This window comes from Mycobacterium asiaticum, from assembly GCF_001673365.1.
GTDB lineage: Bacteria > Actinomycetota > Actinomycetes > Mycobacteriales > Mycobacteriaceae > Mycobacterium > Mycobacterium asiaticum_A.
In genome coordinates this window covers 1-20689 of the sequence record NZ_LZLS01000050.1, presented here as the reverse complement: position 1 = coordinate 20689, position 20689 = coordinate 1, and the positions used below count along the sequence as shown (strand labels likewise).

The following is a 20689-nucleotide window of genomic DNA, read 5'->3' as shown; positions in this document are numbered from 1 at the left end:
CGCGTGCGAACATATGTTCGTGCGCTGCGAGGCGTCCATTCTGCATGCAGACCTGGACTCGTTCTACGCCTCCGTCGAACAGCGAGACGACCCCGGGTTGCGGGGCCGGCCGGTGATCGTCGGTGGCGGTGTCGTGCTGGCCGCCAGCTACGAGGCCAAGGCCTACGGTGTTCGAACGGCGATGGGCGGGGCACACGCCCGCCGGTTGTGCCCGCAGGCCGTGGTGGTGCCGCCGCGTATGCGCGCCTATTCGAAAGCCAGCGAAGCGGTGTTCGAGGTGTTCCGGGATTGCACTCCCCAAGTGGAGCCACTGTCGGTGGACGAGGCATTTCTCGATGTCGCCGGACTACGCCGCGTATCGGGCACGCCGGCGCAGATCGGTGCGCGCCTGCGTGCCGATGTGCGCGATCGGGTCGGCCTGCCCATCACCGTCGGGATCGCCCGCACCAAGTTCCTCGCCAAGGTCGCGAGCCAAGAGGCCAAGCCGGACGGCCTGCTGCTGGTGCCCCCCGATGGGGAACTTGCGTTTCTGCATCCGTTGCCGGTGCGCCGATTGTGGGGTGTGGGCGCCAAGACCGCTGACAAGCTGCACACCCACGGCATTACGACGGTCGCCCAGGTGGCCGAACTCGGTGAATCGATGCTGACGTCGATGCTCGGCCAGGCGATGGGACGCCAGCTTTACGCGCTATCCCACAACATCGACCGCCGCCGGGTCACCACCGGGGTGCGACGCCGCTCGGTCGGTGCCCAGCGAGCGTTGGGCCGAGCCGGCAGCGGCATGTCGGCCGCTGAGATCGACGCCGTCGTCGTCAACCTGATCGACCGCATCACCGGCCGGATGCGCGCCGCGAACCGCACCGGACGCACCGTCGTGCTGCGGTTGCGGTTCGACGACTTCAGTCGGGCAACCCGATCGCAAACCATGCCGCGGGCCACCTCGTCGACGCAACCCATCCTCACCACCGCCCGCCGGCTCATCGCGTCGGCTGCTCCGCTGGTGACCGAAAAGGGTTTGACGCTAATCGGTTTCGCGGTGTCGGGCATTGACCGCACCGGCACCGAGCAGCTGGTCTTGCCGTTCGAAGGCGAAGCGCCCACCGTTGATGCGGCCATCGACGAAGTACACCGCCGCTACGGCAGATCCGCCCTCACCCGCGCCGTGCTGGTCGGGCGGGACCCTGGTCTCGAGGTGCCCCACCTACCCGACTGATCCAGCCCAGTCCAGCAGTTTGTCGGCCGGCCAGGTGTTGACGATCCGATCCGGCTCGATGCCAGCATCCAACGCACGTTGGGCGCCGTAGCCGAGGAAGTCCAGCTGCCCTGGGGCGTGCGCATCGGTGTCGATGCTGAAGACGCAGCCGATGTCGCGTGCCAGGTTGAGCAGACGTGTCGGTGGGTCTCGACGCTCGGGCCGGGAGTTGATCTCTACTGCGGTGCCATGGTCGCGACAGGCGGTGAATACCTTCTCGGCGTCGAACTTCGATTCGGGTCGAATTCCGCGGCCACCCGAAACCAACCGGCCGGTGCAGTGCCCCAGCACATCGGCCTGACCATCGGAGACAGCGCGCACCATCCGGCGCGTCATCGCCGCGGCATCCATGGACAGCTTCGAGTGCACGCTGGCCACCACGATGTCGAGCCGATCCAGCAGTTCGGGCTCCTGGTCCAAGCTGCCGTCGTCGAGGATGTCCACCTCGATTCCGGAGAGGATGCGCATCGGCGCGAACTGCTCACGTAGTTCGTCGATCACATCGAGCTGTTTGCGCAACCGGTCCGGCGAGAGCCCGTTGGCGATCGTCAGGCGTGGCGAATGATCGGTCAGCGCACAATACTCGTGGCCAAGTGCGGCCGCGGCGCCCATCATCTCCTCGATCGGCGCCGAGCCGTCCGACCAGTTCGAATGCAGGTGCAAATCCCCGCGCAACGCCGCACGGATCTCTCCCCCGCCCAGATCCTCTGCCGTGGAACGCAATTCGATGAGCTGATCGGGTTCGTGGCCGGCCCACGCCTGGGCGATCACCATTGCGGTCTTTGGTCCGATCCCTGGGATCGACTGCCAACTGTTGTCCTGCCCGTGGCGTTCCAGTTCGGCATCGTCTAACCGGTCGATGATGTCCGCGGCGTTGCGATACGCCATGACCCGGCGCGAATCCTGGCGACTGCGGTCCTTGTAATACGCGATCTGGCGTAGCGCGGCGGCCGGATCCATCAGAGCAGCTGTCCCACCACGAAGCCGGCCAGTACCACCCCGAATCCACCCATCTCACCGACGATGAGCAGGCCCATCGCCAGCCGTGTTCCCGGTACGGGCGGGTTGAACTGGTTGTCGGTGTCGCGTCGCGCCCCGTGCAGGATGTAGCTGCCGATGGCGGCGACGAAGAAGAAGACCGCGACCATCGTCGCGACGAGATTCACCCACGCCGGCCAGGCGCTGAGTTCGACGAAGGGTGCGAACAGCAGCGTGGCGAACGAATACAGCAGTGCCGCCCGGTGCGCGATGTCGACGTAGGGATGGGCCCGGTGATCATCGGACTCCATGATCTGCTGGTATTTCCACACCCCGAGGCCCAGGGCCAGCATGAAAATCAAGCCGGCGGCCAGCAGGGTGAGCTTGGTGTCGATTCCAATGGTCATCGTTGTATCGAGTCTAGATTGCGGTACTACGGTCGAAGTCATGCGATTCGCTTTCAAGACCTCGCCGCAGAACACCACCTGGCAGGACATGCTGGATGTCTGGCAGCACGCCGACGACATCGACATCTTCGAGTCCGGCTGGACTTTCGACCACTTCTACCCGATCTTCAGCGACTCCACCGGACCCTGTCTGGAGGGGTGGACGACGCTGACTAGGGTTGCGCAGTTGTACACTAACTAATCTGAACCTACTGTCGCGCTTGATGATTGGCGGCAACACACCCTCGCGCGCTACCGGCTGCCGTGCCTTCCAACTGCTAACGTAGGCGGCAGCTTCACCGCGCCACATCTCAACGGACGTGCGCCGACCTGGCCCCCTTGGTGGGAGTCCCCTTGTCGGCAGAGCCGCAGACGGCGGGCAGCAGCTCCTATAGCGGCCGCCCTTGCAGCGGAAATTCTCTTACCGATCCGTGGAGAATCACCGTGGCTACCGCCAACCCCGAAAAGACCCACCTGCGCGCTCGCAACGCCGCGCTCACCCGTGCCGTACGCAACGGGGAGCGAGCGGCAGACGATCCGGCCCTGGAAAACTGCCGCCGCCAGCTAGCCGAGATCCGCCTCACCGAGTACGTCGAGAACATTGTGGCCAACTGGCCACGCTTGACCGATGAACAGATAGACCGCATTGCCGGACTGCTGCGGTCCGGCCGCCCAGCATGAGCCTGCCGCTGCCCCTCTACGACATCGCGGGTGCCTGGTGAGCGGTCAGCTAGTAGGACGCATCCTCGCTTTGACCGCCGAGGGGTACTTCGACGGCCTGGACGAGAGGTACTGGCGGGCGCTTATCGCGATTGCCGAGAAGGCCGGTGCCGACCGCAGACGGCCCGCCACTCACGCCCAGGTGCGCTGGGAGTGGATCGAGGGAGCCACACGCGACCTGAAGAAGGGCAAGCACGCGTCGCGCCGAACGGCGGACAGGGCCGTGGCTGCGCTCAAGCAGTGGGGTGTCATCACTTTGGTCCAGCGCGGCTACCGCGCCACCCCGAATGCTGATCCCCAGGCCCCTGTGTATGAGGTCGTCCTGCCGCCCGACCGGCCTAGCGTTCGCGCCACCCAAACAAGTGGCGCGAAAGACCAGGAACCGTTTACGCCACATTCAGGACCGTTTACGCCAAATCCGGACACCGTTCGCGCCACACCCAACGCTGTCACCTGCGGCGATAGTCCACATGACGTAGTACATGACGTAATTAATGACGTAACCCCCTCGCTTCGCTCGGGGGGGAAGGTCTCCCCCGAGCAGCCTTTGCCTCGGTTCGACCCCAACGATCCGGATGCACCACCACCGTCTGAGTTCTGCGACGAGCACCCGCACGGCACCGAGGAACCGTGCATCCCGTGCAAGTACCGGCGGCTCAACGCCAAGCGGTACCTCGAAGACCTCAATGCCTACTGGGACAGCCAGGAGCCGCCACCCACCGAGATGGCTCGCGCATCGGACTGGGCAGTGGCCGGCGAAGCTGCACCACCACCCCCCGAGCCTGATTTTGCTCGCTCGTTGTTCGCCCCCGTGGCCGTGCCAGCGCCGTTGGCACTGGAAGCGTCGGGACCGAGGCGCGTCACGTCTACCCCACCGCTGACCCAGGACGAGCAGTGCGCGAAGCACCCAGTCCAGCCGAACGCGAATTGCGTGGTGTGCCGTACCTACGCCCGCGGTCGGGGCGAGAGGCCGCAGCCGTGAGCGCCGAAGTGCAGCGCCTCCCCGCCTCAACCTGGGCCGACGTCGTACCCGGCGGACACATCGTCATCGCATTCGTCACCGAGCAGTGCAGCAGCAGCGTCCTGTACCTGACACGTGACAACGCCGCCAAACTCGGGCAACGCCTCCTCGCCTTGGCCGAAACCGTGGAGCTGCCGTGACGCGCTCCTGCGAACTCTGCGCCGCCGAACTCGCCTACGCCAACAACGGCCCCATCTGCGCTGAATGCTTCCTACTGCTCCGCAACGGTGACCTCGGCGTCGAGGTGTGGCGCAAAATTCCCAGTCACCCTCGGTTCCAGATGTCCAACCTCGGACACGTGCGCGGAACCTGTACCCGTCGGCTCTGCCCACCCGATACCTCGGGCCGCTACCCCCGCATCTCCATCGAAGGCAAGCGTTACGCGCTCCACGTGCTGTTGGCCCGCACATGGCTCGGACCGCGCCCTCGCGGCCTGCACGTACTCCATGCCGACGACGACCCGCAGCACTGCACCCTCGCCAACATCGCCTACGGCACCCCGGCCGAGAACCGCGCCGACGCGGTGCGCAACGGCCGCATCAAAACCGCGACGACCGAAAGGCAGACCCGATGAGCCGCAAACACGGCAAGACGAAGCCCCCCACGGCCGACTGGCGCTGCCCGTACTGCGGGCGATCCCGTATGCAACCCCACCGCCCAACCTGCCCGGACGCCCCAACCGAAACAGCCGACCGGTTTCGCCGGCGACAAGGGACATGATGACCTGGACCTTCACCTTGTGGGCCCGGCGTCGCGCCACGTGCCCGTCTTGCGCCATCGACGTTGATGGCGGCAGCCCGCACCGCTCATCGTGCCCAGCGAGGCGTTGCCGCCGCTGCCGTGACGGTCGCGCGGCGGGTCTAGACCGGCACTGCGAATCTTGTCGGGCGGTGGTCGACGCCGTTCTGGACCACCCGTGGTAAATCCAGTGGTGCTTATCTGCCTGAGAAGCAGCTACACCCGCGACCATTGGGGTGGCGCACTTCGAAATGAGTGGACCTCTTGGGCCACCGTGCAGGAAGCGACACAGGTTCTCGAATCGCTATGCACCCCGCGCTGCGGCCCGTACTGCGAAGGTGCTCACGTCGCGGTCTGGACCGACGAAGACGGCACCCAACACGTCTTCGGCGACTCCCGACCGCCGCCGACGCTGAACGAGGTGTACCCGCCGAACTGGTACCGCTCGGACACGCTTCCGCTGGCACCGGACTTCAACGAACCCCTCGACGCCGCCGGTGTACTCCGCACCGCCGAGAAGGAAAAGGAAAACCCATGACCGATAGCCCGTACTCCGAACAACCAGCTCCCCAGGATCTCAAGAAGATCGCCGCTGACTTCGCTACCGCGCGGCGGCTGTTCGCCGACATGGCCGCAGCCGACCAGGAAGGCGTCGCAGAAGGGCTGCGCCGCGTCGAGGAGTCCGGCCGGGGCGCCAGCGTGTTACTCGCCGCCTGCCAACTGGGCCTTGAATTCGCCCGCACCTGCGAGTCGGCGAACCTTCTGCGCGATGACGAAGGACCGCTGACGCTGCAAGTGTTCCTAGACAGCAGCGCGCTCAACCAGCTTGCCGCGCAAGCCGATTGAACAATCGACCTGTGCTTTTGCGCCTTGGCAGCCAGCCGTGCGCGCCCGCAACACTTGCAATTCCACTGTGGTGGCCGCTAGCGGCAGAACACCACGCAGCCGGTATAACCAGCTACCCCCAACGGTTTTCACAACACCACGGCCAAGCTGCCGACCTACCGCCTCGGGTGGTTGAGCCTGTCAGTCCCGCGTCCTAGAATCAGCGCAGAAGTGGTGAGGTGAGTTGCAACGCCTTCTCGGCGCTCTGTCTACCAACTCCTCACCACCGTCTCGGACCCGATGCGATTCGTCAGGGTGGCACTCCCGCCGCATCCGTCGCCCGGCGGCGGCGTCATGGCACAACCGCCCTCGCCCATCCCTGTCCCGAGATCGGATCAAGTGCCATGCCCGGAACTATTACTGCCTCCTTCCTTCAGAAGCTGGAATCCCGCCGCGCGGCTGAGCGCGCCGCCGCTGAGCGGTTGCTGCTCAACGCCAAGCGCGAGGGCCGCGACGAACTCACCGACGCCGAGGACGCCGAAATGCGGGTCTATCGCTCGACGCTCGGGGATTTGGACCAGCACATTGCCGAGACCCGCCGAGAATTGGAGCGTTGCGGCTCGCACGCCATCACCGGTAGCGGCATAGATGCAATGAGCTACGGCCGGATGTGGGCGCAGCAGGTAGCCGAGAAGCTGCACCGGTCGATGGGCGGCGACGGCCTGGAACGCCGCGTCGTCGTCTCCGGCAGCATCGACATCCCCCAGTTCATCGAGCCGCAGGTCATTCCGATGGCTCGACCACAGCGACTCATCGACCTGTTCTCCAACCGCCTCGGCCTGAGTGGCAACGCCTTCGAATACTTCGTTCAGTCCGCCAGGACCAACACGGCGACCGCGGTCGCAGACAACGCAGTCAAGCCCACCTCGACCTTGACCGTGACGCCCAAGACCGACAGGGCAAGGGTCGTAGCGCATTTGAGCGAGCCGACCCCCCTGCGGCTGTGGTACGACCACGAGGAATTCGTCACGTGGCTGACCAATGAAATGGTCGCCGGCGTGCTCGACGGCTTGGAGGCGCAGATCGTCTCCGGTGATGGCACCGGTGAGAACATGCTGGGCCTACTCGCAACGCCCGGTCTAACAACGGTCGCGTTCGCCACCGACCCCATCACCACGCTGCGCTCGGCCCTCACCGCTCTACAGGTCAAGGGCGAGACCCCGACCGGCTGGGCGCTGCACCCCGCCGACGCGCAAGCGATCGACCTCACCCGGTGGGGCACCTCCGGCGGCTTCTTGTCCGGTGGCTACGAGAATGACAGCGGCAACGGGTTCGGCACGTCGGAGAATGTGTTCGGCACCGGCCTCAAGCGCGTCGTCACACCGAGCATTCCCCAAGGCACAGCCGTACTCGGAGACTTCAGCAAGCTGCGCGTCTACGTCCGTCAGGACGCCCACATCGCTGTGGACGCCTCCGGAGTGCTATTTACGAAAAATCAGTTCGTGGCTCGTGGTGAGGGTCGCTTCGGTATCGGGGTGCTGCGGCCGTCCGCGTTCGCGGTCTGCGACCTGACGGCCTGACATGTATTACGGCGAGGAATGGGACGACTACCTCACCGTGGGCCAGTGCGCGCAGCAGCTCAACCTCAGTGAGAGCCGCGTGATCGAGCTGGTCCAACAGCGCATCCTCAAGAGCTACTGGGACGGCGTGATGTGGGTGCAGCCCGCGCTCATCGCAGGGATCACGGCATGACCACCTGGTGCACCGGGGAGGCTGCCGCCGAACTACACGGCAAGACCGTTGCGGAGATCGACGCCGCCGCCGCATCCGGGCAGCTTCCCGCCCAGTACCACGGCTGGCAGCTCTTGGTCGCCGCTCCTCCGAAGCCACGGAAGGCGGCACCCAAGAAACCTCGGTAGTCGGTAGGTCGGTGCCACGGCCTACCGGTTGTGTCGCTGCGCGGCGTTTCTCTCTCTCAGACCGCCTGCGCCGACACCCGAGGGCCACCGGCCGCGGATCATCCTTTGCCCGCGGCCGGTGGTTCCTTCCACCTAAGTGGGGGTGCGCCTGGCCGCGCGCCGCCGCGCCGTCTCGTACCAGGCGTCGGGGCAGTTTCCTTTCGGCACCCTCGCAGCCCACCCGCGTCACCGGCATCGGCCGTCGCATCAGTGCGCCGCGTTTCAGCGATCCTGCCAGCGGGTCTCGGCCTGGCCACGCTTGGTCTGCGCGCCGTACCGCCGGTACTCGGTGGCGCCGGTTTTGCGGTCCACGTACCACTCGAACACGTCCGCGCCTTGCTCCACCGTTTGCTCCTTACGCGTGCCCGACGCTATCTGCGCTGCCACCTCAGCAGCCTGTGCCGCGAACACTTTGAAGCTGTCCAACGTCAGCGGCCTGGCCTTCTCAGTTGCCGCCTTCTCCACCGCCTTGCGCTCGGCGTGAATGCTGCGTCCGGGGAGCCGCTGCCGGGAGGCCTTCGGCTTCGGGCGATGAACCCGGCCGGTCGCCGCGCCATGCCGCGCGCCTGGCGCTTCGTACAGCGCCGCGTTCAACATCAGGCGCGGTTCGCGCTCGTGTTCCTCGAAGTCGTACATCGGCTCGCCCTTCTCAGCCAAGTCCACCGGCTCCATGCCGGTAGGCCAGGCCGAGCCAGGTGGGTTCTTCCCCTCACCCACCTGCTCGGCAAGGTGCGTCAAGCGGGTCGCGCCTGCGCCGTAAGCCCTCGGTGGTGTGCAACGCAAGCCTGGTAGCACTTCGAGTGCGCACCCACCTCGACCAGGTACTGCGGCTCACCGTCATCCGCCTTGACCACGGCGCTGAACTTCCCCTCCTGGTCTTCCACCGGCAGGATGGCGTACGCGTGCCCGGCGCTATAGGCCTGTTGGCCCTCAACCTCCCGCTCCGCATAGCCGCCGTCACCGAACTGCCAGCGCAGCTTTACTGGCTTGCCCGCCGGTTGGTCTGTGGCCGCTGGCTTGTCCGCCTTCGGCGTCGCCGCTGCTGCCTTCGGGGTCGCTTTCTTTGCCGGGTCTCCCGTTTTCACGGGGGCCGCTGCCTTCTTCACCGCCCCGGCGCTCGCGGTCGCCACCGGAGCCGCGTTGCCTGCCGGGTGCCGCTGCCGCGATGCTGCCTTCTCTTCGCGGGTCTCGTCCAGCGGGGTCACATCAGCGGTGTTGGTGTTTGCCATCATGCAATCTCCTTCGATCAGTAGCGGCGCTCTGCCGCTGCTTACACCCCCAATTATGCCTCCCGACCTAGTGATACTCAAGTTTGCTGACGTGAATTCTGTTGCAGCACAACATAATTGGAGCTGCTGCCCCTCAAGCCCCCGTCAAGCGCACAGCCACCGCACCGGCAAGGGGGCCAATAACTCTGTCGCCAGACCAAGCGGGCCAGGCAGGATGTCGCGGTGTACCCCCCCGTGACTTTCAGAACGCAGCGATGGACGAGCGTTTACATGCGAGGTGTTGCCCTGATGTTGAGCGGAATCGGATTGGGCTGCAATTGAATTACGGCCGGATGATCGGGCCGGTGCTCGGCAGCGCCGTACAGAGCGCGCTGCGCACTGTCCTGCGGAAGTGCCTGATGATCAACTGCTGCCGCGCGGGAACGAAGTAGCCGAGCAGGGCCGGGCTTCGGTCAATGAGAAATATTCGCGTCGGCTGCAGTAGCGGTCCATGTCGCGGGTACCAGGAACGAGCCTGCGCCGGGTGAACCGCTAGTAACATTCAAACCGTATATGCAACCGCGGGCGGGGGCGTTGGTGCTTTCGCCCACCACGGGGTAAGACACAAAGAGTGTGTTGAGGAGGACCGGCGCAGTGCAGTCGTACAGATGAAGATCATTGATCGGATTGTTTGGGAAACCTACCGTTGAGCAGGCGGATTAGCGCGGGTATCACCGGTCTAGTAGCTCTGGGCATTGCGACCGCGGCAGTCGCTACTGCTGACCCGACACCACCACCAGCGCCGACGCCGACGCCGACGCCGACGCCGACGCCGAATTACACGTGGGAATGTGACACTGACTACTCCGGTCATACGTCCTGCAGAGCGGTACCGATCCAGACGTGCGCCCTGTCGCCTGATCTCAAGTGGGTTGTTGTGGTTCCTCCTGGCAGCAGCAGCGCGAGTCAGATTCCTGCACCATGCCTCGGCGGGCCCCCGAACTTCCCCAAAGCGCCCTATCCCACCACAATTCCGGGCGCAAGCTAGCGCGGGTCGTGGCCCATCAGTACCCGGTGGAGCCGTTGGAATACCTCGTCCACACCGACGTCGGTGTTGATGGCAACGATGTCCGCGACGAGTGGGCTGTAATCTGCAACCTCTGCCCGCGTCACGCCATGCCAGATCGGGATGACGACGTTGCCGCCGGAGGTTATGTGCTTGTTCATGGCGGCGTTGAATTCGGCTTTGCCCCAGCCGGGGTTACTCAGGAAGTTCGGTGAGAGTACGACAACGCACCGCTCGCTGTCCCGCATCCCGGCGTCTATCGATTCGCGGAGACTGTCACCTGGTTTCAGTGAGAATTCGTCGTACCAAACGGGACACAGTACGCTGCGCAGCTTCTGCGCTAGTTCCGCCACGAATGGCTTATCCCGCGAATCGTGGCTGATGAAGGCCAGGGGCTTTTCGTCCTCGTTCACAAATTGCTCCCAGCTCCTGTCGCGTATCTGCACGCGCAACTTTCTAGCGTGGCCCGCTGCGACCAATGCTTGCTTTGTGGGGTCGTCGAGGGTGGCGTCAACATACAGGATGACGCGTCCGGTAAACACCAGCTCGTAGGACCATACCCACGATGGTTCATAGATCGGGTGGCTCATGGCCGAGTTGACACCGCGACAACGGCTCAAGGAGTCTTCGTACTGGTCGAGGAGAATTTGCAGCTTCTCACGTGTGGCGAATTCTTCGGTGACGTAGTAGGCGAGAAAACATGCGTATTCATCGAACGCTAGGTACACCCGAGCCATCGCTTCGCAGACCGTCTGGCCAAAGTCGGCGGAGAACGTCATTGCGCAATTCAATGTGCCGTAACGGAATTCGGACTCGAAAAGCTCATGAAGAGTGGCCATCCCTAGCAGGCCCGCCACGTGATAATGAGGTAGTCGGGGTCGAAGCCGGGGCCGCGCTGCAGTACTGGCTGGACGGTACTGGAGACCATTACGTCGAATACGGTGCGCAGCCGGTGCATCATCACGACCTTGGTTCGATCACGATGAGGCTTGGGTCGAATCCGCGCGACCGCCAGCCGTCCGGTTGCGGATTTACCGTCACCGTCATCAGCTCGTCGACCACCTTGCCGCGGATGTCCGGTGACGCCGCCGCCCAGTGCGTCCGCAGTTGCTCGGGTCCATCCACGAGCAGCGTGGCGGCGGTACACCTCCGAGCCGCATCGGTCAGCGCCGTGGTGATCGCCGCGATCTTGATTCCGAGCTTCTCGGACTCCCGGCGGACTGCGTTGCCGTCCAGCACGCCTTCTGCGAATAGCTCCGCCAGGCCCGCCTTCCGTGCTTCCAAAGCGGTGCGCTCGGCCCGCAGGGTCACGGTGTCGATTCCCGGCTCCTGCTTCACCAGCCGCTCGACAATGTTCGTCTCGGACAACACGCTCAGGGCCACTGCCTCGACGATCTCGTCGATTGGTGCGCCCGTCCGTCCCAGGTGCGCCTTGCGGCAGCGATAGATGAAACGCCCTGGTCGCGGGCAGTTGGCGTACAGCCGATCACCGCACACCCCGCACACGTAGATGCCGCTGCCAAGGTATTTGCGTTCGAACCGACTCGCCGGCCGTCTCTCCGGATCGGTCAGAACTTGAACCAGCGCCTCGTGAATGTCCACCGTCCACAGCGGCTCCCAGTCCCCACCGGTGAGCTGGCGCTTCCCTTCCGGGTCTGTGTAGGTAAGCAGGCCCGCGTAGACCGGCCGCATCAGGGTGCGCCGGAGGGACAGGTTGCTCCAAGGCATCCCGCCCTTCTTCTTGCCGGTCTTGGCTTGGGGTGTGCGCAGCCCCCGCTGATTCCATGCCACCGCGATGGACCGGAGCGAGACATTGTTGAGAACATCTTCGGCAGCTTGGACCAGAAGCTTGGCCTCATCCGGTACCGGCTCTCCCGGCTCCCCGTTGCCGCCCTGGGTGTAGCCGAATACCCGCGGTCCGTCCGCGCGCCAGGCACCTTTGATCGCCCGGTCCAGGTTGGCAGCGCGCCGCCGTTCCCCCTTGTGCTCGCTCTCTTGCTCCGCCACCGACCCGAGGATGCGCGCGACCATCTTCCCGGTGGCGGTGCTCAAATCCAGCTCGCCGCCGTTGACACTGGTGACGACCACTCCGGCGTCCGTCATCTCCAACAGCCGCTGCAAATCCTTGACTCGCCGGTACAGCCGGTCCGGATGCCAGCACACGATCGCGTCGATCCGACCCTTCTCAATGGCGTCGAGCAGTGCCTCGAATCCCGGTCTCATGCTGCCGCTGTATGCGCTGATGTCGTTGTCGTCGTAGGTGTCGACTACCCTCCATTTCAGTCGCCGCGCTAGCGTCTTGCACTCCTTGAGCTGCCGTTCCACCCCGGCTTTCTTGCCGGTGCTGTCCTGCGATATGCGCACGTAAATGCCTGCGCGCCGCGGCTTCTCGTGGTCTACTGCCATAACCGTTTACCCTACCTCCTAGGGGTGTACCAACGCGCAAGCCTTACCGCCCTGGCCCAAGCCACCAAGCGGCTCCGGTTGGGGACCCTGGTCACCGGCATCCACTACCGCCACCCCGCCGTGCTGGCCAATATGGCCGCAGCACTCGACATCATCTCCAACGGACGCCTCGAGTTGGGCATCGGCGCCGGCTGGAACGAGGAGGAATCGGGTGCGTACGGGATCGAGCTGGGCAGCGTCAGGGACCGCTTCGACCGGTTCGAGGAAGCCTGTCAGGTGCTGATCAGCCTGCTCAGCGAAGAGACGACCACCTTCGACGGAAAGTTCTATCAGCTCAAGGACGCTCGCAACGAGCCCAAGGGTCCGCAGCGCCCACACCCGCCGATCTGCATTGGGGGTAGCGGGGAGAAGCGCACACTGCCGCTGACCGCACGCTATGCGCAGCACTGGAATTTCGCGGGTGGAACGCCCGAGGAGTTCGCCCGCAAGCGGGACGTGCTGGCGGCGCGCTGCGCGGACATCGGGCGCGACCCCAAGGAGATCACGCTTTCGGCCCACCTCGGTCTCGGCGAAGACCGCAACTACGGGCAGCTCATCGAGAATGCGGCCGCCCTGCACGCCGAAGGGCTGGACCTCGGAATCGTTTACCTTGCGCCGCCCCACGAGTCCGCCGTGCTTGAGCCGCTGGCCGAGGCGATCCGGGACTCTGGTCTGTGGCGCCCGGCTCCGCACTGAGGGTGCTGCCCGAGCAGCTAACCCAGTCGCCGGCAAGCGCCAGGCGGAACTGCTCGGTCAGACGGCAAAACGCAGCAGTTCGTCTGCCGTGATCAAGCGCTCGTTCCGGGCGGGGAACTCACGGCTTTTCACTGGATGCCGTAGCAGTGACCAGGCCATACGCGCCATTTTGGTCCGGGGAACTGGGTTCATGTGCACAGTCATCACTCCCGCGATCGTTCTACGCAATCGGGGCTGGTATCACGACCCGTGTGTGACCGAGCCCACAGATTGTTATTAGACACCTGGGGGCTGGCAAACGTCCCACGACGCGCCGGAGTTTTATCAAATGTTTCGTATGTGACTGGTGTGGTTAGACGAGCGGGGCTGCGGTCGGCTTGATCGGCGCCGGCAACGCGCTGGACCCCATCAAGAACCGGTCGACGGCTGCAGCTGCGGAGCGGCCCTCAGCAATCGCCCATACGATCAGTGACTGGCCGCGACCCATGTCGCCAGCTACGAACACGCCGGGCACCGATGTCTCGTAGTCGTCGCTGCGGGCGACGTTGCCACGCTCGGTGAACTTCACGCCCAGCTCGGTGAGCAGACCCGGCTTCTCCGGACCGACAAATCCCATCGCCAGCAACACCAGGTCGGCCTCGAGTTCGAAATCGGAGTCCTCGACCTTGACGAACTTGCCGTCCTTCATGGCCACCTCATGCACCTTGAGTGCCGAGACGTGACCGTCCTCGCCAAGGAACTCCTCAGTGTTCACCGAGAACACCCGCTCGCCGCCCTCTTCGTGCGCCGATGCGACCCGGTACATCAACGGGTAGGTCGGCCACGGGGTCGACGCGGCGCGGGTTTCCGGCGGACGCGGCATGATCTCGAACTGGTGGATGCTGGCCGCCCCCTGACGGTGGGCGGTGCCCAGGCAGTCCGCACCGGTGTCGCCCCCGCCGATGATCACGACCTTCTTGTCCTTGGCGGTGATCGGCGGCTCGCCGTCGGGTCCGAGGACGTCATCGCCCTCCTGCACCCGGTTGCCCCACGGCAGATACTCCATCGCCTGGTGAATGCCGTCCAGGTCGCGCCCCGGGATCGGCAAGTCACGCCAGGCGGTGGCCCCACCGGCGAGCACCACCGCATCAAAGTCGGACAGCAGCTGCTCAGCGGTCAAATCTGCACCGACATTGATACCGGCGCGGAACTGCGTGCCCTCAGCCGTCATCTGCTTCAGCCGCCGGTCCAGAACGCGCTTTTCCATCTTGAACTCGGGAATGCCGTAGCGCAGCAGCCCACCGATGCGGTCCTCGCGCTCGAACACGGTGACCTCGTGCCCGGCCCGCGTAAGTTGTTGCGCCGCAGCCAGTCCAGCCGGGCCAGACCCCACCACGGCGACCGTCTTCCCGGTCTCGCAGTGCGGCACCACCGGCTCCACCCAGCCTTCGTCGAAGGCCTTGTCGATGATCTCCAGCTCGATCTGCTTGATGGTCACCGGATCCTGGTTGATGCCCAGCACGCACGCCGGCTCACACGGCGCCGGACACAGCCGGCCGGTGAAGTCGGGGAAGTTGTTCGTGGCGTGCAGCCGCTCGATCGCGTCGCGGAACCGGCCCCGCCGTACCAGGTCATTCCATTCCGGAATCAGGTTGCCCAGCGGACACCCGTTGTGGCAGAAGGGAATACCGCAGTCCATGCAGCGGGTCGCCTGGTGGCGCAAGGTCTCGATATCGAAATCCTCGTAGACCTCGTTCCAGTCCTTCAACCGCAACGGCACGGGACGCCGCTTGGGCAGCTCCCGGTGCGTGTACTTCAGAAAACCACTCGGGTCAGCCATGAGCCGCCGCCATAATCGCCTTGTCGACATCGATGCCGTCGCGTTCCGCCTCGGCGATCGCTTCGAGCACCTTCTTGTAATCCCGCGGCATCGCCTTCACAAAATGACGCTGCTCGTTCCGCCAGTCAGCCAGGATACGTTGGCCGACAGCGGAATCGGTGGCATCGACATGCGCCTGGATGACGCCGTGCAGGAACTCCGCATCATCCGCGTCGAGGGCTTCGGGGTCGACCATCTCAGTATTGAGGTTGGCCGACAATTCCTCGTCCGGGTCGTAGACATAGGCCACACCGCCGGACATACCGGCGGCGAAGTTGCGTCCGGTGCGGCCGAGGATGACCACCCGGCCGCCGGTCATGTACTCACAGCCGTGGTCACCCACGCCCTCGACCACCGCATGCGCCCCGGAGTTGCGGACGGCGAATCTCTCACCGACCACGCCGCGCAGGTAAACCTCGCCGCTGGTGGCACCGAACAGAATCACGTTGCCCCCGATGATGTTGTTCTCGGCGACGTAGCCTTCCGGCGCATTGTCCGAGGGCCGCACCACAATACGGCCACCGGACAAGCCCTTGCCGACGTAGTCGTTCGCGTCACCGTAAATCCGCAAGGTAATCCCCTTGGGCACAAAGGCCCCGAAGCTGTTGCCCGCGGATCCCTCGAACGTGATGTCGATGGTTCCGTCCGGCAACCCTTGCCCGCCATAGGCTTTCGTCACCTCGTGGCCGAGCATGGTGCCCACCGTGCGGTTGACGTTGCTGATCGTGGTGGAGAAACGGACCGGCTTCTGCGAGTCCAGTGCCTCGCGGCTCATGACGATCAACTGTTGGTCGAGCGCCTTGTCCAGCCCGTGGTCCTGTCGTGAACTGCAGTACAGGTCCTGGTTCATGAACGCCGACTCGGGCTCATGCAGCACCGGGGCCAGGTCCAGTCGATGCGCCTTCCAATGCGCACGCGCCAAAGTGGTGTCCAGTGCGCCGGCCTGGCCGACAGCCTCGTTGATGGTTCGGAAGCCCAACTGCGCCATGTACTCCCGGACCTCTTCGGCGATGAACATGAAGAAGTTCTCGACGAATTCCGGTTGGCCGGTGAAGCGCTCCCGTAGCACCGGGTTCTGAGTGGCCACCCCCACCGGGCAGGTGTCCAGGTGGCAGACACGCATCATGATGCAGCCGGCGACCACCAAAGGCGCGGTGGCGAAACCGAATTCCTCGGCTCCCAGCAGCGTCGCGATCATCACGTCGCGTCCGGTCTTGAGCTGACCGTCGACCTGCACCACGATCCGGTCGCGTAAACCGTTGAGCAACAACGTCTGCTGGGTTTCGGACAGACCCAACTCCCACGGCGCGCCGGCGTGCTTCATCGACGTCATCGGGGTGGCCCCGGTGCCGCCGTCGTGGCCGGAGATCAGCACCACATCGGCGTGCGCCTTGGAAACACCAGCGGCGACGGTCCCTACCCCGTTCTCGGACACCAGCTTCACGTGCACCCGCGCGGATGGGTTGGCGTTTTTCAGGTCGTGAATGAGCTGCGCCAGATCCTCGATCGAGTAGATGTCGTGGTGCGGCGGTGGGGAAATCAGGCCGACGCCGGGTGTCGAGTGCCGGACCGAAGCCACCCACGGGTACACCTTGTGGCCCGGAAGTTGGCCTCCCTCACCGGGTTTGGCGCCCTGGGCCATCTTGATCTGAATGTCGGTGCAGTTGGTCAGGTAGTGGGAGGTGACACCGAACCGTCCCGAAGCCACCTGCTTGATTGCACTGCGCCGCCAGTCCCCGTTGGGATCGGCGTCGAACCGCTTGACGTCTTCGCCACCCTCACCGCTGTTGGAACGGGCCCCCAGTCGGTTCATCGCGATGGCCAGCGTTTCGTGGGCTTCCGCTGAGATGGAGCCGTAACTCATCGCGCCGGTGGAGAACCGCTTCACGATCTCGCTGGCGGGCTCGACCTCCTCGATCGGCACCGAAGGACGCACGTCGGCACGGAACTTGAGCAGGCCGCGCAGCGATGCCATCCGCTCGCTCTGGTTGTCAACCAGCCGGGTGTACTCCTTGAAGATCTTGTACTGCCCGGTGCGGGTCGAGTGTTGCAACTTGAACACGGTCTCGGGGTTGAACAAGTGGTATTCGCCTTCGCGGCGCCACTGGTATTCCCCGCCGACCTCGAGTTCGCGATGCGCACGTGCGTCGGGCCGGTCCAGATAGGCCAGGGCATGCCTCGCCGCAACATCGGTGGCGATGTCATCCAGCGTGATGCCGCCGGTGGGACAGGCAAGCCCGGTGAAGTACTCGTCCAGCACGTCTTCGGAGATACCGACCGCCTGGAACAGCTGCGCGCCCGTGTAGGACGCGAGCGTCGAGATGCCCATCTTGGACATCACTTTCAGCACGCCTTTGCCCGCCGCCTTGACGTAGTTGTTGAGCGCCTTATTGCGCTCGATGCCATCGATGATTCCACGATCGAGCATGTCCTCGATCGACTCGAACACCAGATACGGGTTGATGGCCGCCGCGCCGCAGCCGACCAGCATTGCCATGTGGTGCACCTCGCGGGCATCCCCAGACTCGACCACGAGTCCGACATGCGTACGGGTGCGCTCCCGGACCAGATGGTGGTGCACACCGGCCACCGCCAGCAGCGACGGGATCGGCGCCATCTCTTCGTTGGAGTCCCGATCGGACAGGATGATCAGCCTGGCACCGTCGGCGATGGCCGCCGACGCCTGCGCCCGGACCTCGTCCAGCGCGGTAGCCAACCCGGCACCACCTGCAGCGACCGGGTACAGACAACGAATCACCTTGGAGCGCATGCCATGTGGCCGCCCCTCGACTTCGTCATCGGGGTTGAGGTTGATCAACTTGGCCAACTCGAAGTTCCGCAGAATCGGCTGCGGCAGCGTGATCTGGTGACACGAGTGCTCGTCCGGGCTGAGCAGGTCGCGCTCACCACCCGTGGTGCCCTGCAGGCTGGTCACCACTTCTTCGCGAATGGCATCCAGCGGCGGGTTGGTCACCTGAGCGAACAGCTGGTGGAAATAGTCGAAGAGCATTCTCGGCCGCTTCGACAGCACGGCGATGGGTGTGTCGGTGCCCATTGATCCCAGGGCCTCGGCGCCGGTGCGGACCATCGGAGCCACCAGAAGATTGAGTTCCTCGTAGGTGTAGCCGAAAGCCTGCTGACGCATGACCAGCCGGTGGTGCGGCATCCGCACGTACTTGTTGGCCGGCAACTTTTCCAGCGGTACCAAGTTGTTGTCGAGCCACTCCTGATACGGGTGCTCGGCGGACAGTTCCGCCTTGATCTCCTCGTCGGAGACGATGCGGCCCTGGGTGGTGTCCACCAGGAACATCCGGCCCGGCTGCAGGCGCATCCGCTTGACCACGGTGGACGGATCCAGGTCCAGCACCCCGGCCTCGGAGGCCATGACCACCAGGCCGTCTTCGGTCACCCAGATGCGGGATGGGCGCAAACCGTTGCGGTCCAGCACCGCGCCCACGATGGTGCCGTCGGTAAACGTGATCGACGCCGGGCCGTCCCAGGGTTCCATCAACGACGCGTGGTACTGGTAAAACGCGCGTCGCGCCGGGTCCATCGACTCGTGCCGCTCCCAGGCCTCGGGGATCATCATCAGCACCGCGTGGGCCAGACTGCGTCCGCCCAGGTGCAACAGTTCGACCACCTCGTCGAAGCGCGCCGTGTCCGAAGCTCCTGGGGTGCAGATCGGGAACAGCTTCTCCACGTCGTCTTGCGATCCGAAGACGTCGGTCTTGATCAATGCCTCGCGGGCCCGCATCCAGTTCTCGTTGCCGGTGACGGTGTTGATCTCGCCGTTGTGCGCAACACGCCGGAACGGATGCGCCAGCGGCCAGGACGGGAAGGTGTTCGTGGAGAACCGGGAATGCACAATGCCCAGCGCGCTGGTCAGCCGGTTGTCCTGCAGATCCAGATAGAAGGCCTTGAGCTGCGGGGTGGTCAACATGCCCTTGTAGACGAAGGTCTGACCGGACAGGCTCGGGAAATACACGGTCTCGCGACCCGGACCGTCCTGACCCGGGCCTTTGGTGCCTAGCTCGTGTTCGGCCCGCTTGCGCACGATGTAGGCACGCCGTTCCAGCGCCATGCCGGAGGCGCCGGCCATGAATACCTGCCGGAAGGTGGGCATCGCGTCGCGCGACAACGCGCCAAGCGACGAGTCGTCGGTGGGAACATTGCGCCAGCCGAGCACCTTCAGGCCCTCAGATTCGGCAATCTTCTCAACCGCGGCGCAGGCCGCCGCCGCATCCTTGGACGACTGCGGCAGGAACGCGATGCCAGTGGCGTAGCTCCCCGGCTCGGGCAACTCGAAGTCGACCACCTCGCGCAGGAATTCATCCGGGACCTGAATCAGGATGCCTGCGCCGTCACCACTGCGCGGCTCGGCGCCGGCGGCACCGCGGTGTTCGAGGTTGAGCAACGCGGTGATCGCTTTGTCGACAATGTCGCGGCTTCGCCGGCCGTGCATGTCCACGACCATGGCTACACCGCACGAATCGTGTTCGTACGCGGGGTTATACAGCCCGACGCGCCTGGGCGTCATTCCCACCTAACCCTTCAGCAGACTTTCTGCACGGCCGCTTTGCGGATCGACTTTCTCCGATCGGGGACCGCACCCAGAGGTTGCGGGCTGGACCCCTTCGGTCTCGTCGATAGGCTGTCCGCCAAACGGAGATAATCCGGTCAGGGATACGTCCGTGCAGCGTTGAACGGTGGCCCTGTTACCTGGTTTCGACAAGTCGTAAAACGATATGACAAAAACCGCCTGACATGCCAACTTACCCATACTAACCTTTTGACCGGCGGCTCCGTAAATTCGCTGCTACAGGCTTGTGACATAGGCTTCGGCCAGCCGAGGTGCGCACCAGCTGTGGCGAGGATCGCACCGCGACGGCGCCGGGCCGAGTTGTTGGCTTGAGTTTGCTGTGGGTGTTTGCGCGGGCTTCGCGCGGCAGCTCTCACGCAGTGCCGGGGGTGTCACAGCTGTCACAACTCACGCGATAAGGCGTGGCAGCAATCGCGGGGGAAACGGCGTCGGATTCGCGCTGGTGTTCGCAACGGTAGCGTCGAGGCGGCTTCGGGGAGTTTGCACAATACAGAAAAGAATCCGAACGTCACAGCAGTCGCTCGGAGGCGGGCAACGGGGTGACCGATACTGGACTTCATCGTCCGGCGTTTGCGGAAATGCCGATGGTTGAGTCGCCTTTGCATCCGAGGAGCCCATGAACGAGCCCCAAGAATTCCTGCGCAACCGTGTGCGGCCCGACCAGGGCAGGACACGCCCGCCGGAGGTACGAGGCTCCGGCCCGCGCCCGGCATCTGCCGCTTCGCCACGCGTCGAGGCACCGCCACCTGCGCCGCCACGCGCCGAGGCACCCCAGCCGCCTGCACCGCCGCGTGCCGAACCGCACCCGCCGTGGTTTCTTTAATGTGTACCAGTATCGCTGTGGGACTCGCACATCGATAGTCCAGCCAGGTTAACAA

The 20689-nt window shown here is 64.7% G+C and carries 18 protein-coding genes and 2 pseudogenes; 12 read left to right on the top strand and 8 right to left on the bottom strand.

Annotated elements, in window-relative coordinates; genetic code table 11:
- Window positions 1-13 precede the first annotated feature (13 nt).
- On the top strand, window positions 14-1213 hold the full coding sequence (gene dinB / locus A5634_RS05625; protein WP_065143096.1) for a DNA polymerase IV: 1200 nt from the start codon (window positions 14-16) through the stop codon (window positions 1211-1213).
- Here dinB and A5634_RS05620 read toward each other — a convergent pair.
- Window positions 1202-2212 carry a PHP domain-containing protein gene (locus tag A5634_RS05620; protein ID WP_065143095.1) on the bottom strand — a complete coding sequence of 337 codons (1011 nt, stop codon included), beginning with the start codon at window positions 2210-2212 and terminating at the stop codon, window positions 1202-1204. The genes dinB and A5634_RS05620 overlap by 12 nt on opposite strands.
- Window positions 2212-2637, bottom strand: coding sequence for a hypothetical protein (locus tag A5634_RS05615; protein ID WP_065143094.1), 426 nt, complete (start codon window positions 2635-2637; stop codon window positions 2212-2214). The genes A5634_RS05620 and A5634_RS05615 overlap by 1 nt, the downstream gene beginning before the upstream one ends.
- A 40-nt stretch (window positions 2638-2677) precedes the next feature.
- On the opposite strand from A5634_RS05615, the pseudogene A5634_RS05610 reads away from it, so the two are divergent.
- From A5634_RS05610 to A5634_RS28010, 10 genes and pseudogenes are all read left to right on the top strand, one after another.
- Window positions 2678-2872: pseudogene (locus tag A5634_RS05610) on the top strand (LLM class F420-dependent oxidoreductase); the annotation flags it as partial.
- A 248-nt stretch (window positions 2873-3120) separates the two neighbouring features.
- Window positions 3121-3357 (top strand): hypothetical protein, encoded by a 237-nt coding sequence (locus tag A5634_RS05605; RefSeq protein WP_065143092.1) that lies wholly within the window; start codon window positions 3121-3123, stop codon window positions 3355-3357.
- A gap of 37 nt (window positions 3358-3394) precedes the next feature.
- Window positions 3395-4378: a hypothetical protein gene (locus A5634_RS05600; RefSeq protein WP_065143091.1), complete on the top strand. Its 984-nt coding sequence runs from the start codon at window positions 3395-3397 to the stop codon at window positions 4376-4378.
- Complete coding sequence (locus A5634_RS05595; protein WP_065143090.1) at window positions 4375-4557, top strand: hypothetical protein; 183 nt, start codon at window positions 4375-4377, stop codon at window positions 4555-4557. The genes A5634_RS05600 and A5634_RS05595 overlap by 4 nt, the downstream gene beginning before the upstream one ends.
- Window positions 4554-4991, top strand: coding sequence for an HNH endonuclease (locus tag A5634_RS05590; RefSeq protein ID WP_065143089.1), 438 nt, complete (start codon window positions 4554-4556; stop codon window positions 4989-4991). Before A5634_RS05595 ends, A5634_RS05590 begins: the two co-directional genes overlap by 4 nt.
- Before the next feature lie 354 nt (window positions 4992-5345).
- Window positions 5346-5693: a hypothetical protein gene (locus A5634_RS05585; protein ID WP_155769374.1), complete on the top strand. Its 348-nt coding sequence runs from the start codon at window positions 5346-5348 to the stop codon at window positions 5691-5693.
- Window positions 5690-6001, top strand: coding sequence for a hypothetical protein (locus tag A5634_RS05580; protein WP_065143087.1), 312 nt, complete (start codon window positions 5690-5692; stop codon window positions 5999-6001). Before A5634_RS05585 ends, A5634_RS05580 begins: the two co-directional genes overlap by 4 nt.
- A 383-nt stretch (window positions 6002-6384) precedes the next feature.
- Window positions 6385-7560, top strand: coding sequence for a phage major capsid protein (locus A5634_RS05575; protein ID WP_065143086.1), 1176 nt, complete (start codon window positions 6385-6387; stop codon window positions 7558-7560).
- Window position 7561: 1 nt separating this feature from the next.
- Window positions 7562-7732: a hypothetical protein gene (locus tag A5634_RS28015; protein WP_155769373.1), complete on the top strand. Its 171-nt coding sequence runs from the start codon at window positions 7562-7564 to the stop codon at window positions 7730-7732.
- Window positions 7729-7899, top strand: a complete 171-nt coding sequence (locus A5634_RS28010) for a hypothetical protein (protein ID WP_155769372.1) — start codon at window positions 7729-7731, stop codon at window positions 7897-7899. The genes A5634_RS28015 and A5634_RS28010 overlap by 4 nt, the downstream gene beginning before the upstream one ends.
- 261 nt (window positions 7900-8160) lie before the next feature.
- Here A5634_RS28010 and A5634_RS05570 read toward each other — a convergent pair whose 3' ends face one another.
- From A5634_RS05570 to A5634_RS05555, 4 genes are all read right to left on the bottom strand, one after another.
- Window positions 8161-8610: a hypothetical protein gene (locus tag A5634_RS05570; protein ID WP_065143085.1), complete on the bottom strand. Its 450-nt coding sequence runs from the start codon at window positions 8608-8610 to the stop codon at window positions 8161-8163.
- Window positions 8611-8672: 62 nt separating this feature from the next.
- A complete protein-coding gene (locus tag A5634_RS05565) occupies window positions 8673-9170 on the bottom strand; it encodes a hypothetical protein (protein ID WP_065143084.1) in 498 nt (165 codons plus the stop codon).
- Between the two features lie 1020 nt (window positions 9171-10190).
- Window positions 10191-10991 (bottom strand): toll/interleukin-1 receptor domain-containing protein, encoded by an 801-nt coding sequence (locus A5634_RS05560; protein ID WP_172831629.1) that lies wholly within the window; start codon window positions 10989-10991, stop codon window positions 10191-10193.
- A gap of 181 nt (window positions 10992-11172) precedes the next feature.
- Window positions 11173-12618: a recombinase family protein gene (locus tag A5634_RS05555; protein WP_065143082.1), complete on the bottom strand. Its 1446-nt coding sequence runs from the start codon at window positions 12616-12618 to the stop codon at window positions 11173-11175.
- Window positions 12619-12657: 39 nt separating this feature from the next.
- Between A5634_RS05555 and A5634_RS05550 the strand changes: the two are divergent.
- Window positions 12658-13353: pseudogene (locus tag A5634_RS05550) on the top strand (LLM class F420-dependent oxidoreductase); the annotation flags it as partial.
- A 352-nt stretch (window positions 13354-13705) separates the two neighbouring features.
- Here A5634_RS05550 and A5634_RS05545 read toward each other — a convergent pair.
- Both A5634_RS05545 and gltB read right to left on the bottom strand, forming a co-directional pair.
- Entirely contained in the window at window positions 13706-15172 is a 1467-nt protein-coding gene (locus A5634_RS05545) for a glutamate synthase subunit beta (protein WP_065143081.1), read from the bottom strand.
- Window positions 15165-19748, bottom strand: coding sequence for a glutamate synthase large subunit (gene gltB, locus A5634_RS05540; RefSeq protein ID WP_065143080.1), 4584 nt, complete (start codon window positions 19746-19748; stop codon window positions 15165-15167). The genes A5634_RS05545 and gltB overlap by 8 nt, the downstream gene beginning before the upstream one ends.
- Window positions 19749-20689: the final 941 nt, after the last annotated feature.

Bases quoted from the DNA above. Each gene is read 5' to 3' on its own strand.
- dinB (WP_065143096.1), top strand. From the start codon at position 14: ATGTTCGTGCGCTGCGAGGCGTCCATTCTGCATGCAGACCTGGACTCG.
- A5634_RS05620 (WP_065143095.1), bottom strand. From the start codon at position 2,212: ATGGATCCGGCCGCCGCGCTACGCCAGATCGCGTATTACAAGGACCGC.
- A5634_RS05615 (WP_065143094.1), bottom strand. From the start codon at position 2,637: ATGACCATTGGAATCGACACCAAGCTCACCCTGCTGGCCGCCGGCTTG.
- A5634_RS05580 (WP_065143087.1), top strand. From the start codon at position 5,690: ATGACCGATAGCCCGTACTCCGAACAACCAGCTCCCCAGGATCTCAAG.
- A5634_RS05575 (WP_065143086.1), top strand. From the start codon at position 6,385: ATGCCCGGAACTATTACTGCCTCCTTCCTTCAGAAGCTGGAATCCCGC.
- A5634_RS28015 (WP_155769373.1), top strand. From the start codon at position 7,562: ATGTATTACGGCGAGGAATGGGACGACTACCTCACCGTGGGCCAGTGC.
- A5634_RS28010 (WP_155769372.1), top strand. From the start codon at position 7,729: ATGACCACCTGGTGCACCGGGGAGGCTGCCGCCGAACTACACGGCAAG.
- A5634_RS05570 (WP_065143085.1), bottom strand. From the start codon at position 8,610: ATGGAGCCGGTGGACTTGGCTGAGAAGGGCGAGCCGATGTACGACTTC.
- A5634_RS05565 (WP_065143084.1), bottom strand. From the start codon at position 9,170: ATGATGGCAAACACCAACACCGCTGATGTGACCCCGCTGGACGAGACC.
- A5634_RS05560 (WP_172831629.1), bottom strand. From the start codon at position 10,991: ATGACGTTCTCCGCCGACTTTGGCCAGACGGTCTGCGAAGCGATGGCT.
- A5634_RS05555 (WP_065143082.1), bottom strand. From the start codon at position 12,618: ATGGCAGTAGACCACGAGAAGCCGCGGCGCGCAGGCATTTACGTGCGC.
- A5634_RS05545 (WP_065143081.1), bottom strand. From the start codon at position 15,172: ATGGCTGACCCGAGTGGTTTTCTGAAGTACACGCACCGGGAGCTGCCC.
- gltB (WP_065143080.1), bottom strand. From the start codon at position 19,748: ATGACGCCCAGGCGCGTCGGGCTGTATAACCCCGCGTACGAACACGAT.